Here is a 12,926-nt window from a genome sequence, read left to right as displayed (position 1 = left end):
CGCCAGCGCGTTCCGTGACGGTCAATCATCGTTCCGGCCTGATCAATGCCCAGGGAGGCGGTGAGCGACACCATAGATGAATTACGACGGTCTTCTCCCCGAGCAATGGAGCGCTGCACATGAGTTCAACCACCGCCACGAAATCCTTCCGAGCTGATCTCTTCGCTGGAAAGACCGCGGTCGTCACGGGCGGCACGTCTGGATTGGGGCTCGCCACCGCTCGAGTTCTGGCAGATCTCGGCGCCGAGGTTCACGCGGTCGGCCTCGGTGCTACAGCATCCGGCCGGCCCGACGAGAATCTCAAATTCCGGGACCTCGACGTGACGGACGACGCGGACCTTTCGACATTCTTCTCGGGCCTGAGCGAGTTGGACATTCTGGTGCCCGCCGCGGGAATCAGCCTGGGGCAGCGGGAATTGGAGTGGGAGTCGTTTCAGAGAGTCGTGTCGATCCAACTCCTCGGGGTGTATCGAACCATCGAACTCGCACGCCCATTGCTCGCGCGCGGCGGTGGCTCGGTGGTCACCATCGCCTCGATGTATGCGTACTTCGGCGGTGGTGACATCGCCGCTTATTCAGCGTCGAAGGGAGGGGTCGTCCAGCTGACGAAGTCCCTCGCTGAGGTCTACGCCAGCGAGGGTATTCGCGTGAACTCCGTCGCCCCGGGTTGGATCGACACACCGCTTCTCGCCCCACTGAAGGCCGACGAGAGATCCCGGGACAGACTGCTGTCACGCACCCCGATGCGCCGGTTCGGCGAGCCCGATGAGGTCGCATCCGTGGTCGCGTTCCTCTGCTCGGATGCTGCCCGCTTCGTCACCGGTGCGGTTCTGCCGGTCGACGGCGGGTACCTGGTTACGGGAATATGACGTCAGCCGACGAGTCGGTGGCGTCCTCGCCGGTACCATGGCGATTGATGGAATTCGAGCATGTTCGCGGCCTTGCAGCCGACCTCGGCACTCCTGAACCGGTCACGCTGCCTGAGCGCACGCGCGTCACCGTCGGCGATCGAGACATCAGCATGGTCGCTTGGGGAACTGATGCTGTCGTGACCGCGTTCCACGGCGGTGGACTCAACGCGCATTCGTGGGACGCGACTCTGCTGCATCTCGACTTGTCGGCAGTCGCTTTCGACCTGCCGGGACACGGGCACTCGTCATGGCGCACGGATGCCCGGTACACCCCCGAGACACTCGCTGCCGACCTCGGCCCGGCACTGCACTCGCTCCATCTCACGTCGCAAGTCGTCGTTGGACACTCGATCGGGGCGCTCACCGGCCTTCTTGTCGCTGCGCAGAATCCGGAGCTGGCGGCTGCACTCGTGATGATCGACGCGACGCCCAGCCCTGATCCGACAGCGATGGCGGCCGTCCGCCGGATATTCGCTGGACCGTCGTCATTCGAATCGTACGAGGAGGCCGCTCGCTGGGCGACCGGGTTGGGGCTCGGCACGACGGCGGCGTCACTGGAACAGGGACTCCGCTTCAACATGAGAGAGCGGGAAGATGGCAGAGTGGTCTTCCGGCACCACCTGGCACACCTGGAGCCGGATGCATCGGCGCCGGCGTGGGACGAAAGCCAACTGTGGTCGGCTGCCGCTTCCCTCGCCGTGCCGCTTCTCATCATCCGTGGCACGCACGGATTTGTGAGCGAGGCGGACGCCGCGAGATTCGCAGATCACTGCGCCAACGCCCGCATTGTCACTATCGACGGTGGCCACAATGTGCATCACAACTCTCCCGGCGCAGTGGCCGCCGCGATCCGATCGTTCGCCGACGAGATCGGAGTATTGACGCCTCACTCGCCTGCGTGACGGCGACGACGACCCGCTAGAGCCTCGAGCACTGACTCACACGTATTCGCGACCGAACAGGTCCCGGGCGACGACGATCTTCTGAATCTGCGGAGTTCCTTCACCGATCTGCAGTCCGCTCACGTCTCGCAACATGGCCTGGAACGGGCTTTCTTCTGAGAATCCTTGATGGCCGTGCGTGAGGACGGCGACGCGGATGGCCTCGAGGGCGGATTCCACGGCGAAGTGCTTGCTCATTGACGCTTCTCTGCTGAATCTGCGGCCGAGATCGGCGAGGGAGAGCGCCCGATAGGAAAGCCAGCGTGCCGCCTCCAGTTGCGTGTACGCCTCGACGATCGGGAAGGACACCCCCTGAAACTTTCCAATGTTGCGGCCGAAGGCGGCGCGCGACTTGGCAAAGACGATCGACGCATCGAGGGCACTTCGCGCGACGCCATTGGCCATCAGCCCGATGATCGAACGCCCGTGATCGATTTGATTGAGAACCAGCCGAAACGACCCGCCGACGGGTCCGACGCGCATCGCGTCCGCAACCTTGACTCCGTCCAGGGTGATGCGGGAGCGACCGATCGGTTTCCAACCGCTGTCCTCGATCGTCACCCGGGAGACGCCCGAACTGTCGAAGGGAACCAAGAAGGCCGTGATTCCCGCGTCATCCACCCGCGCCAAGACGAGGACCGCCACAGCATGCGGTGCGAACGAGATCGATACCTTCTGCCCGTCGATGATCCACCCGTCAGCAACGCGTCGAGCAGTTGTGGACAGGGCGGCCGCATCGCCCCCGGCGTCGGGCTCGGTCACACCGATCGAAATGACGTGCTCTCCGCGGACGAGACCTCGAATCCACGACGCCCGGTCGGGCGATTGAAGATGGTGCTCCAGAAGCGGAGCCATCATGTTGCAGGTATACGCGAACTGCGCCAGGTAGAAGTTCTGGAGCGAGAGCTGCTCCTGCAGGATCCCCAGGCGGACGTAACTCGTTGGGCCGGCGCCTCCGTATTCGACGCTTGTGCCCAGACCGAGCAATCCCTCCGCGGCAAGAGCGCGACCGGCCGACCACGGGAATTCGGTCGACTTCGCCATTTCGAGGTAGTCCGCGGCGAAAGGCTGCGCGAAGGTGGCCACGCGTTCGCTGAATGCTTGGTCCTCGTCGTCGAACTCGACCGGAACGCCCGAGGTCATGCTGCGGTTCCGTTCTGCGTTTGGCTTTCACCCAAGTAGGCCAACCTCAGTCGGTCGGAATCGTCGAGTAGATCCTGGGCCGCGCCACGGAAGGCAACCTCGCCGCGCGTCAGCACCACCGCGTGATCGCTGACAGCCAAGGCCTGTGTGGCGAATTGCTCGACGAGCAGGACTCCCATTCCGGCGTCAGCGAGAGTGCGCACAAGCGGCATCAGTCTTTGGATGATGACAGGGGCAAGCCCGAGCGACATCTCGTCGATAAGCAACACCTGCGGATCCGCCAGAATGGCCCGAGCGAGGACGACCATCTGTTGCTCGCCGCCCGACAGGAAGCGCGCGTGTACGTGCTTTCGTTGATCGAGCTCCGGAAAAACAGCGAGCGCCCTGCCCCACGCGCTCCTGTCCTTTCCTAAGGTGAGGTTCTCGAGAACCGTGAGGTCGCCGAAGACAGTGCGGCCCTGCTCGACAAGAGCCAAGCCGGCTCCGACTCGCCGAGCCCGACCGAGCTTCTCGATTCGCGTCCCGTCCAGTTCGACCGAGCCTGCCGATACCGGGATCAGGCCAGCCAGAGCTTCCATGAGGGTGGTCTTCCCCGCACCGTTGGCACCCAGAAGGCTTGTAACCCGTCCCAACGGAACATCGAGATCGAGCGAGCGGATGATGGGGAATCCAGATCGCTCGACGGTGAGTGCACGAACGGTCAACCCTGCGTTGTTCATTCCGCTCCTAAGAATGCTGAGACGACGAGAGGATCAGAGAGGGCATGCTTCGGCGAGCCCGTGGCGATGACCCGACCGAAGTTGAGCACTGTCACCTCATCGCAGACCGAGTGCACGAGCGTCATATCGTGCTCGATGACGACCACGGAGCATTTGAAGACGCTCGGCATCAGCGAGATCCGCTCCCCGAGCAGTTCGGACTCGCTGGACGGCAACCCCGCAGCGGGCTCGTCCAGCAGCAGCACTGCGGGCTCGGATACCAAGCCCCCACCGATCTCGATCAACCTTCGGCTGCCGACATCGACGTTCGCGATCAGTGACCGTGCGGTGGGACCCTGCACGAAGTCGAGGACAGCGTCGACTTCGTCTCGATCCAGCCTCCGCCCAGCGGCGAGCTGCAAGTACTGCTGGACCGTCAGGTCTGCTGTGGCACGCACCTGCTGGAATGTACGACGCAACCCCGCCTGTGCCCGACGGTGCGCCTGCCACCCGTCTAGGTTCGTCCCGTTCAACCTCACCTCGCCCGTGTACCCCGGCAGGAACCCGGCCACGGCGTCGACAAGAGTCGATTTGCCGGCCCCGTTCGGACCGACGATGGCGACGACGCTCCGCGAGGGAACCGAGATGGTCACTCCGTCCAGGGCTCGCACTGAGCCGTACTGCACGGACAGGTCGAGGATGGACAGCGCGGGCGTAGCCTCGACGGCCGTAGGCAGCACCCGATCGTCGGTGTGCACCGGCTCCGTGCCCTGCCTCCACCGTGAGCGATCTCTGGAGATTGACCTTTTCGACTCGCGGCGGCCATCCGGTGCTGGGTTGTTGTTCGAGCGCCGTGCGAGCCTCGCCCGCAATGCCTCAGCCATGCCATACCCCGTGCGCAACGCGGGCAGAGCCGTCACCGCAAATATCAAAGTGCCGATGTCGTTCGGGATACCCGCCGCGAGCAGCAGTTGGGGAACCACCACGCTGGCAAGAGCTCCCAGGATCGCACCCTCGATGAATCGCGCGCCGAACAGGATCGCCAGCGTGAAGACGACGATCGACGGGAGGATGCCGAACGAGTCCCCCGAAACCACTCCGGTCTGTGCGATCAGAAGCGCTCCCCCCACCCCTGAGACGGCAGCGCCGACCATGAACACCGTGAGCTTGGCGACTGCGGTGGGCAGTCCCAGTGAGGCCGCCCCGCGCTCGCTCGTCCGGACGACGAGCCAGCTCGTGCCAGTCCTCGATCTGCTCACGAGTGAGACGACGCCGACGACGAGCGCGAGCACAGTCAGCGACAACCAGAAGAAGGCCGAGTCCGACTCGAAGGGGGCACCGCGGTCGACTACCTTTCCCGCTGACAACCCAGGGAGGGGATAGAGCTGGAAGTAGGCTGCCGCCGCGGCGGCAAACATGAGCGTGACGATGCCCATGTTGATGCCTCGCAATCGCAATGACGCCAAGCCGAGAAGCAGACCGAAGGGAACTGCAGCCAGTCCTCCCAGCAGGATCAGCAGCCCGATCGGCAGGCTGTAGCCCGCCGCATTGAGGGCAGCAACCGACCACGCTCCGATTCCCGTGAAGCTCAACTGGCACAGGGTGATGATGCCGGCGCGACCCGTGATCAGACCGACACTGAGAATCGGAAACACTCCGATGACCGCGGCCGTCGCAAGATACAACGGAAAGCCCTGCACACAGAGCGGAATACACCCCGCGATCAACAATGCCAGCAGTCCGAGCAGGACAGGATTCCGAAGACTAGCGCGCTTCATCCCACCGCTCCCCTCTTTGTTTGAAGATCAGAATGAGAGTCACGAACGCCAGTTGCAGAGTCGCGTTGTACGGCGCGATCACCGCGAAATAGCTGGTCAAACCGCTGATCATCCCCAGAAGGAGACCGCCCACCAAGGTGAGCCACAGCGACTCGAAGCCGCCGAACAGTGCCGCCGCCGTGGCGGGGAGCACGAGCAACGACAGCCCGGTGAAGGTCGAACTCGCCGTGGGAGCAATGATGAGAATCGACGCGCTTCCCACCACGCCGACGAAGGTCCACACGATGATCGTCAAAGCGAGGACGGGAAGACCCAGCAACTCCGCGGTCAGCGGACGACCAGCGACGGCGCGAAGGCGGTGCCCCGTCCGCGTGCGGCGCAGCATCACATCGAGCGCGATGGTGAGCACGACTGCCGCCCCCAGAGCGATGATGGTGTCCCCAGTGAACCGCACACCCCACAGGGTGAATCCGAATAGGCTGAACGGATCCACGAACGACCGCGGTGTGTCTCCGAATACACGATCACCAATCGCGAGGAGCGCCAGCAGTGCGGCGATGGTCGCGCTGGTCTTGATTCGAGCGCCGGTCTGTGAGAACCACCGATAAAGCATCAAGCCCAGCAGCACCGAAACGACAGTTCCGACGGCGATGGCAATGAGCCACGCGACCCATGTGGGCATCCCGGTACCGATGAGGTCCACCGCGGTGAGGGCGGCGAACGCCCCCACCGCGGTCTGCGCGAAGTTCAGGACACCGCTGGTCCGGTAGGTAGCAACCAGGCATAGACCCAACAGCGCGTAGACGGAGCCGTTGACCAGCCCCGAGATGGTGGACTCAATCACTACTCGGCCCTCATGTCGATTGCGTGGGAGATTTCGTCACTTCGCCGTCAGCCAGTCCCCGACGGGAACCCATGCGGCACCCTTGATCTGGACCAGCTGGATCGACTTGTTCGGCTGGTGGCCTGCGCCAGGACCGAAGACGAACGGCTGCGCGAGAAGCGGGTTGTCGTACGCGGTCGTCTTCGCGAGTGCCGCCGAAACCGACTCGCGCGTGATGTCGCCCTTGATGGACTTCAGCACATCGACGAAGATCTTCGCGGCGATGTACCCGGACTCAGCGAGGTTTGTCACAGGGACCTTGTGTGCCTTCATCAGCGTGACAAACGCGTCGACGGCCGGCGTGTTCGCGGTGAACGGAGCGAACTCGGAGGCGGCGTACATCCCCTCGCCGGCCGCGCCGAGCGACGCCAGCAGTGCTGTGCTGTACGCGGGCGAGGATCCGATGAAGTTGACGTTCCAGTTCTGAGCACGTACCGCCTGCTGCATGGCGCCGGTGAGCTGCTCCGGTCCGGCGTAGACGAGGGTCTCGCATCCCGACTGCTTCGCGTTCACGATGTAACTGACGGGGGACGCGGTGAGGTCCTGCAATCCGATGTAGGAGAACCCAGTACCCACGACCGATTTCATGTAGTCAGAGGATCCCTTGTACGACTCGGAGGCCCCTTGGAGGTTCGGCCCGATCAGGCACACGCTCTTCGAGCCGAGCTGCTGGATCGCGTAGATGCCGGACAGACCAGCACCGAGGAGCGATCCCGTGTTGATGGGAGCGTAGTTCGCCAGGTGGTAGCAGGCCTCGGGAAGCGCGATGCCGATCGTGTCCAGCTTCTGCTGCGCATAGTAGCTACCGTTGACCAAGCAGTCGGGAATGCTGGTCGATCCGATGTTCGCTACCACTCCCGCCTGGTTGAGCTTGCGGGCTCCGGCCGCGGCTGTCGTTGCATCGCCAGCGGCATCTTCGACGGTGTACTCGATCTTGTGGCCGTTGATGCCACCGTTCGCATTGACCTCGTCGAACACGGCGCCCGCGGCTGCCGCGGCATCCGGAAAGGTGACCGCGCCGGTCAGATCCGACAGCGCTCCGACGGGGATCGGTGCCTTCGAGGCCGGTCCCGCAGTGGTCGCGCAACCGGCGAGGCTCATCGTCACGAGTGCAACGACAGCAACAAGTGCTTTTGTCTTCATTTCTCTTCCTCTTCTGATGGGTTCAACTTCGCTGTTGATAGGAATTGCTGAGATTCGTGGGGCGAGACCCCGAGTTGCACGAGGAGCTCCAGCACGCTGATGACGTCCCAGTGCTCGACGAAAAGTCCGTCGCGATATCGGAAGTAATCGACGGTGATGATCTCGAATTGCCGACCGGTCGCCGCGAATCCGAGAAAGTCCGCCTGATGGGTGCCGCGGACCCGACATCTGGCACTGATGACATCGCCGTCGACCATCACGTCCAATAGCTCCGCGTGCATGTCCGGGAAAGCCGTGAACATCATCACGAAGTAGTCGATGACACCGGACAAGTCCTGCGCCGCGTAGGGATTGTGTTGACGATACTGATCCGCGATGCAAAGCCCGAGCGACTGAGCATCATGGCCGTTCGTGACCCTCACGAATACGTGAAGCAGATCGATGAGCTGCTGCCGATCCGGCGTATCTGTTCGCACCATTGCGATCCTTTCCTGGGGGTCCCGATCATCCGAAAGTGGTGAAGAGGCCGCCCTCGACGGGCAGGCCGAGCTGCACGAGCATCCCCTGTGGGCTCCAGACGTCCCAGTGCTCCTGCAACACGCCGTCGGCGATCCGAAAGAACTCCGCAGTGTGCATGACGAAAGAACGCCCGGAGCCCGGCCACCCGAGGAACTCCCCCAGATGCGTCCCGCTCACACGATGACGAACGACCAGCCGATCAGCGTCGACGATCATGTCGAGCCGTTCGACCATGAAGTCGGGGAAGGCGATATGCATGGACGCCATCCACGACAGCAGTCCCTCGCGCCCGCCAGGAACTTCTGGGTTGTGCTGCACGTAGCCGGGGGCGACGATCTGTGACATGCCGGCGACGTCGTTCTGATTGAGCGCCGCCAGAAATTGATCGGAGAGACGAGTGGCGGTGTCGCGCAGTGCTGTCATCAGAGCTCCCGAAAGTTGGGCTGTCTGCCCTCGCGCCAGGCCGCCGTACCTTCGCTGCTGTCCGGCGAGTTCAAATGAATCCGAAAGGCGAGCGACTCGGCGTGGAGCGCGCTGTCCACGGGCACATCCTCGGACTGATTCACCAGCGTCTTGACGGCGGCGAGGGCGCGCGGACTGCGTGAGGCGATCAGTTGAGAGATTCGGTCCGCCTCACTGTCCAGCAGATCAGCGGGCACGACGATCTGCACGAGCCCGTGCACAACCAGGTCCGTGGCGGGCAAGAGATCCCCGGTGAACATCAGATACTTGGCGAATGCGGCGCCGACGCGACGCGGCAGTCTCACGGACGCCCCCGCACCGGGGAATAGTCCGTAACGTGCGTGGCCGTCACCGATTCGCGCCGAGTCGGCGGCAATCACGAAGTCGCACGCCAGCATCAATTCGAGGCCTCCCGCCAGAGCGACCCCGTTGACCGCTGCGATCACGGGAGCAGGGAAGTTCGACAGCGTCCGGAAGAACGCTGCACCTTCAGCCAAGAATCGATCGAAATCGGCTGCGACGCCCGCCTCCTCGTCGTTGGCTCCGAGATCGGCGCCACTGCAGAAGGCGCTTCCCGAACCGGTGAGCACCACCGCGCGCACGTCGCGAGCGGCCAACTCATCGAGAACACCATGCAGGCGGCGCTGCATTCCGGCACTGATCGCGTTTCGCTTCTCGGGACGGTTGAGGGTGATCCACGCCACGTCGCCGCGCAGCTCGACACGGACCTGATCGAGTTCGTCAGCTATGTCGAACATTCATGCCCCCTGGAACCCTGCGACGGTGTCGTCGAAATACAGACTCCGCACAGCCCGACGCGAGATCTTGCCGATCGCATTGTGGGGAAGGGGTTCTGCCCGGAATATCACGTGACCCGGCTTTTTGACCGGCCCCAGACGATCCCGCACCCAGGCGACGACCTCGTCCTCCGTGAGAGCCGATCCCGCGCGGGGTACGACGATCGCGACCGGGGTTTCCCCCCACTTCTCATCCGCTATCCCGAAGACGAGGGCCTGGTCGATGTCGCGGTGAGCCTCCAGCGCGGATTCGATCTCTGCTGGCCAGATGTTGAAACCGCCGGAGATGATCATGTCATCTCGCCTGTCCCGCAAGAACAGGTATCCGGCATCATCGAGGAAGCCCAGATCGTTGGTCAGGACAAAGCCGTCGTGGGTGATTCGCTTGGCTGTCGCCTCCGGGTTCTTCCACACGCTGTGCATCCGGCCAGGTGTCCAGACCGCGACCTCGCCCACCGTTCCTGGGGGAACAGACTTCCCTTCATCGTCGAGGATCTTCACGACGGAATTCGGGGTGGGGCGACCGGCAGACCCGAGAAGCGCGGAGTGCTCCTGCTGCTCGCCTGCACGAACATGGTCGTCCGCGGTGAGAACCGTGTACGGCAGCCCTTCGCTCTGGCCATAGGTCTGCAAGAGGATCGGACCGAAGAGCGCTGACGCTGCGCGGAGCGTTTCCCCCGAGATGGGACTGCCTGCATAAAGCAGGATCCGCAAGTTCGAGAGGTCGTCCGGGCGGAACTCCGGCGAGGACGAGATCACTCGAATCATGGTCGGGACCAGTATGGATATCGTGCACTCGCGCGAACGCACGAGATCGACGAACGCCTGGGGGCTGAACGCGGGCATGACCTCGACCGAGGCACCTCTCGCGAAGAGCGCGAAGAGCAGCGTGTTGGCCGCATGGGTCAGCGGGCCGGCTGCAAGGTAGCGGTCAGTCGGGGTGATAGGGGGAAGCATCAACAGGTTTTCGTTGGTCACCCCCATCCAGCTTCGATGCGTGTGAACGATCGCCTTCGGCCGGCCCGTCGTCCCTGAGGAGAACTGCAGTTGGATGGGGGCGTCCAGATCGATCTGGACCTCGGGAAATCCCGCGGGTGCGTTCGCGACCAAGGCTTCGTAGTCGATCTCGGAGTGATCTCGACCGCCCCGCACGATCACCGCGTCAAGTCCCAGATTGCGGATCTCGGATTCGTACTGCTCGTAGTACTTCTGTTGCACCAGCAGTGCCCGCGCACCCGCGTGCTGAATCATGTACTCGTGAACGTCCCAGGAGTTCAGCGAGTGCAGAGAAACCCGCACGAAGCCGCCCACGACCAGGCCCATGATCTCCTCGACAGAGCGAAAGTCGTTGCCTCCCAGCGTCGCCACCCGATCACCCGGCAGCAACCCGAGAGCGCGGAGCCCGTTCGCGAGGCGACACGCGCGCTCGAACAGTTCACCGTAGGACTGCTCGTCATCGCCGAGACGCACCGCAAGGCGTTCACGATAAAGAGTGGTGTGCTTCTGAAGCAGAAGAGCCAGATTCATTAATCCTCATTGATTGTCGATCCAACACGCGGCCGCCCTCGATCGGAGGATGCCTGTTCGCCTTCGCCATATTGTCACAATTTTTTACGATCGACAAGATTTTGACATGTTTGACGCGGACGCGAGGAATTCCTCGTCAGCGGCGAGCTCGACGGACTCACCGGCGACAGCAAAAAGCCCGCGGACCGCTGGGGCAGTCCGCGGGCTGGACCGTTGACTAGGGCCGCGCCTGCACGATCGACTCCGCAAATCGCATGGCGAGTGGCAGGACTTCCTGCCGGAAGTCATTGAAAAGCGCGCGCGCAGACGTGCCGGGCCACTCGGCCGGGAGGAGCTCCTCGGGTAGACCCGGGTCGAGGTACGGGAACTGGCGCCAGTCATGGACCATTTCGGCATACCCCACGAATGCGGCCGCGTCAGTTGACTCAGAGCGGAGCTCCGTCAGCACGGGACGATGGCGATCGACGAAGTCCTGATAGGACTGCGCCAGCGACTGAAGGTCCCACGAGCGCTGCACGACGTCACGCAGTTCTCCCAGTCCTTTGTAGTCGGCAATGAAAATGTCGACGTAGTCCTCGCACTCGAGGGCGATGACAGTGGTCCGCACTGACTCGTACATACGGCTCGGCCCGATCCACACCCCGCCGGACAGGTTGCCCATCCCCAACCATCGGAAACGAGACCGTATGAGGTGCCGTTTTGGACGGTCTTCTTCAGGTACGGAAAATGCCACGACGACCCAACCCTGCGCAGGGTCGGCCGGTTCGAAGGTCCCCGTGATCAACGCACCGGCATCCGCGAATCGTCGTGCGGCATCCTCGGTCAGACCGTATCCGCGGAGTCCGTGACGCTTCGACATGGTGAGAAGGTGGCGGCGTGTCATGCGCGAGATCGCGGATCGCGCTATCGGCTCGTCCACTCCGAGCATGCCCATCAGCTTGACGAGTTCCGTGACCGCCAACCATCCGTCGAATTGGGCGGCAAACGGTCCGTAGATGTCGAGGATGAGACTTCGAGGTGCGCGCTCCACGTTCATGATCGTCATCCTCGCATGTTGTGACGGCACGAGAGACCTAAGGTTCGACTGGGAGCCCGTCGCTTGCGAACGGCTCCAGCATGGCTCGAATCGCCTCCGCGCCCAGCTCCCCGAGCAGGCTTTCCGCCGCGAGCGCGTCCCTCAGCTGGGACATTCGGGTGACTCCGACAAGACTGGAGAGCAGCGACTCATTCGTCAGCGTGAACGCCAACGCAAGTGTCGCGGGTGACACCCCGACTCCGGTCGCAACGGCGTTGAAGTCGGCAATCTTCGGCGTGAACGCCTCACGGATACGAGCCCGATCCTCCGGCGGCATTCGGTGCTTCGAAACCTCGCTCGCGCTGGACCAACGACCGGTCAGGAATCCTCCCTCGAGACAGTTCGCCGCGTGCACGGCGACACCCAACTCGGCTAGCGCAGTCGCGTAGGAGCCGCTCTCCACCGGAAGCCGTCGGATGACGCTGTACTTGAGTTCGGTGAATCGGGGGGGCTCGAGGTCTTCCTCCAAGCACAAATCAACGGCATCTCTCACCTGCTCGAGACTCCAGTTCACAAACCCCCAGTGGAGCACGCGACCGGATGAAGCGAGAGCCGCCATCTGCCTCACGACGTCGACAGGGCCGACGCCCTGAGGAAGCATCTGCACGCACACCATGTCGAGATAGCTGGTGTCCAGGCAGAGAAGCGAGTCATCGACCTGCTGCGCCAACGTGGTTTCGGGATAGCTGTCGAACCAGACCTTGTCCGAGATCAAGTACTCGGAGCGGTCGCGTCCCGACTCCTGCAGTGCTCGCCCGACGATCACTTCGCAATGCGGCGACCCGGCCGGAATCGGATAACTCAGAGCATCGGTGTCGACGTGGTCGGGCGCACCGCCGTAGCGCGCTGTGTCGATCAGATTGATGCCACTGTCGAAGGCAGCAGCAATGATCTCGACAGTGTCTCGAAAGGGAATGCGCTCGAATGTCTGCCACGATCCGATCGAGATCGCCGAGATCGGCTGTCCTGGCAGATTGTTTCGGTAAATCAGGGTGTCCTCCTCGACCTCTGACACGCCAGTGCTGAGCCTGGTCCTGCCCGCGTATGCT

The 12,926-nt window shown here is 63.2% G+C and carries 13 protein-coding genes; 2 read left to right on the top strand and 11 right to left on the bottom strand.

Annotation, left to right across the window (positions count from 1 at the left end):
• The first annotated feature begins 119 nt into the window (after nucleotides 1-119).
• Entirely contained in the window at nucleotides 120-869 is a 750-nt protein-coding gene (locus G3T37_RS07035; RefSeq protein ID WP_163472796.1) for an SDR family NAD(P)-dependent oxidoreductase, read from the top strand.
• 47 nt (nucleotides 870-916) lie between these two features.
• Complete coding sequence (locus G3T37_RS07030) at nucleotides 917-1,813, top strand: alpha/beta fold hydrolase (RefSeq protein WP_163472795.1); 897 nt, start codon at nucleotides 917-919, stop codon at nucleotides 1,811-1,813.
• A 36-nt stretch (nucleotides 1,814-1,849) separates the two neighbouring features.
• Here G3T37_RS07030 and G3T37_RS07025 read toward each other — a convergent pair whose 3' ends face one another.
• The 11 genes from G3T37_RS07025 to G3T37_RS06975 all read right to left on the bottom strand — a co-directional run bounded on the left by G3T37_RS07025 (nucleotide 1,850) and on the right by G3T37_RS06975 (nucleotide 12,892).
• Complete coding sequence (locus tag G3T37_RS07025; protein ID WP_163472794.1) at nucleotides 1,850-2,995, bottom strand: acyl-CoA dehydrogenase family protein; 1,146 nt, start codon at nucleotides 2,993-2,995, stop codon at nucleotides 1,850-1,852.
• Nucleotides 2,992-3,714, bottom strand: a complete 723-nt coding sequence (locus tag G3T37_RS07020; RefSeq protein WP_163472793.1) for an ABC transporter ATP-binding protein — start codon at nucleotides 3,712-3,714, stop codon at nucleotides 2,992-2,994. The genes G3T37_RS07025 and G3T37_RS07020 overlap by 4 nt, the downstream gene beginning before the upstream one ends.
• Nucleotides 3,711-5,471 carry a branched-chain amino acid ABC transporter ATP-binding protein/permease gene (locus tag G3T37_RS07015; RefSeq protein WP_241732274.1) on the bottom strand — a complete coding sequence of 587 codons (1,761 nt, stop codon included), beginning with the start codon at nucleotides 5,469-5,471 and terminating at the stop codon, nucleotides 3,711-3,713. The genes G3T37_RS07020 and G3T37_RS07015 overlap by 4 nt, the downstream gene beginning before the upstream one ends.
• Nucleotides 5,458-6,315, bottom strand: coding sequence for an ABC transporter permease subunit (locus tag G3T37_RS07010; RefSeq protein ID WP_163472791.1), 858 nt, complete (start codon nucleotides 6,313-6,315; stop codon nucleotides 5,458-5,460). The genes G3T37_RS07015 and G3T37_RS07010 overlap by 14 nt, the downstream gene beginning before the upstream one ends.
• Before the next feature lie 36 nt (nucleotides 6,316-6,351).
• Nucleotides 6,352-7,497 (bottom strand): ABC transporter substrate-binding protein, encoded by a 1,146-nt coding sequence (locus G3T37_RS07005; protein WP_163472790.1) that lies wholly within the window; start codon nucleotides 7,495-7,497, stop codon nucleotides 6,352-6,354.
• Complete coding sequence (locus G3T37_RS07000; RefSeq protein WP_163472789.1) at nucleotides 7,494-7,976, bottom strand: ester cyclase; 483 nt, start codon at nucleotides 7,974-7,976, stop codon at nucleotides 7,494-7,496. The genes G3T37_RS07005 and G3T37_RS07000 overlap by 4 nt, the downstream gene beginning before the upstream one ends.
• Nucleotides 7,977-8,001: 25 nt before the next feature.
• Nucleotides 8,002-8,439 carry an ester cyclase gene (locus tag G3T37_RS06995; protein WP_163472788.1) on the bottom strand — a complete coding sequence of 146 codons (438 nt, stop codon included), beginning with the start codon at nucleotides 8,437-8,439 and terminating at the stop codon, nucleotides 8,002-8,004.
• Nucleotides 8,439-9,236, bottom strand: a complete 798-nt coding sequence (locus tag G3T37_RS06990) for an enoyl-CoA hydratase/isomerase family protein (RefSeq protein ID WP_163472787.1) — start codon at nucleotides 9,234-9,236, stop codon at nucleotides 8,439-8,441. The genes G3T37_RS06995 and G3T37_RS06990 overlap by 1 nt, the downstream gene beginning before the upstream one ends.
• Complete coding sequence (locus G3T37_RS06985; protein WP_163472786.1) at nucleotides 9,237-10,802, bottom strand: class I adenylate-forming enzyme family protein; 1,566 nt, start codon at nucleotides 10,800-10,802, stop codon at nucleotides 9,237-9,239.
• Between the two features lie 217 nt (nucleotides 10,803-11,019).
• Nucleotides 11,020-11,847: a PaaX family transcriptional regulator gene (locus G3T37_RS06980; protein ID WP_163472785.1), complete on the bottom strand. Its 828-nt coding sequence runs from the start codon at nucleotides 11,845-11,847 to the stop codon at nucleotides 11,020-11,022.
• A 28-nt stretch (nucleotides 11,848-11,875) separates the two neighbouring features.
• Nucleotides 11,876-12,892, bottom strand: a complete 1,017-nt coding sequence (locus G3T37_RS06975; protein WP_163472784.1) for an aldo/keto reductase — start codon at nucleotides 12,890-12,892, stop codon at nucleotides 11,876-11,878.
• Between the last annotated feature and the right edge of the window lie 34 nt (nucleotides 12,893-12,926).

The sequence above is a fragment of the Galbitalea soli genome (assembly GCF_010686725.1).
Classification (GTDB): Bacteria; Actinomycetota; Actinomycetes; order Actinomycetales; family Microbacteriaceae; genus Galbitalea; species Galbitalea soli.
Note: the sequence above shows the minus strand (reverse complement) of the source record. Positions and strands in the feature narration are given on the sequence as shown.

What these genes read in the sequence shown, in the direction of transcription:
- G3T37_RS07035 (WP_163472796.1), top strand. Translation starts at nt 120, where the DNA reads ATGAGTTCAACCACCGCCACGAAATCCTTCCGAGCTGATCTCTTCGCT.
- G3T37_RS07030 (WP_163472795.1), top strand. Translation starts at nt 917, where the DNA reads ATGGAATTCGAGCATGTTCGCGGCCTTGCAGCCGACCTCGGCACTCCT.
- G3T37_RS07025 (WP_163472794.1), bottom strand. Translation starts at nt 2,995, where the DNA reads ATGACCTCGGGCGTTCCGGTCGAGTTCGACGACGAGGACCAAGCATTC.
- G3T37_RS07020 (WP_163472793.1), bottom strand. Translation starts at nt 3,714, where the DNA reads ATGAACAACGCAGGGTTGACCGTTCGTGCACTCACCGTCGAGCGATCT.
- G3T37_RS07015 (WP_241732274.1), bottom strand. Translation starts at nt 5,471, where the DNA reads ATGAAGCGCGCTAGTCTTCGGAATCCTGTCCTGCTCGGACTGCTGGCA.
- G3T37_RS07005 (WP_163472790.1), bottom strand. Translation starts at nt 7,497, where the DNA reads ATGAAGACAAAAGCACTTGTTGCTGTCGTTGCACTCGTGACGATGAGC.
- G3T37_RS07000 (WP_163472789.1), bottom strand. Translation starts at nt 7,976, where the DNA reads ATGGTGCGAACAGATACGCCGGATCGGCAGCAGCTCATCGATCTGCTT.
- G3T37_RS06995 (WP_163472788.1), bottom strand. Translation starts at nt 8,439, where the DNA reads ATGACAGCACTGCGCGACACCGCCACTCGTCTCTCCGATCAATTTCTG.
- G3T37_RS06990 (WP_163472787.1), bottom strand. Translation starts at nt 9,236, where the DNA reads ATGTTCGACATAGCTGACGAACTCGATCAGGTCCGTGTCGAGCTGCGC.
- G3T37_RS06985 (WP_163472786.1), bottom strand. Translation starts at nt 10,802, where the DNA reads ATGAATCTGGCTCTTCTGCTTCAGAAGCACACCACTCTTTATCGTGAA.
- G3T37_RS06980 (WP_163472785.1), bottom strand. Translation starts at nt 11,847, where the DNA reads ATGACGATCATGAACGTGGAGCGCGCACCTCGAAGTCTCATCCTCGAC.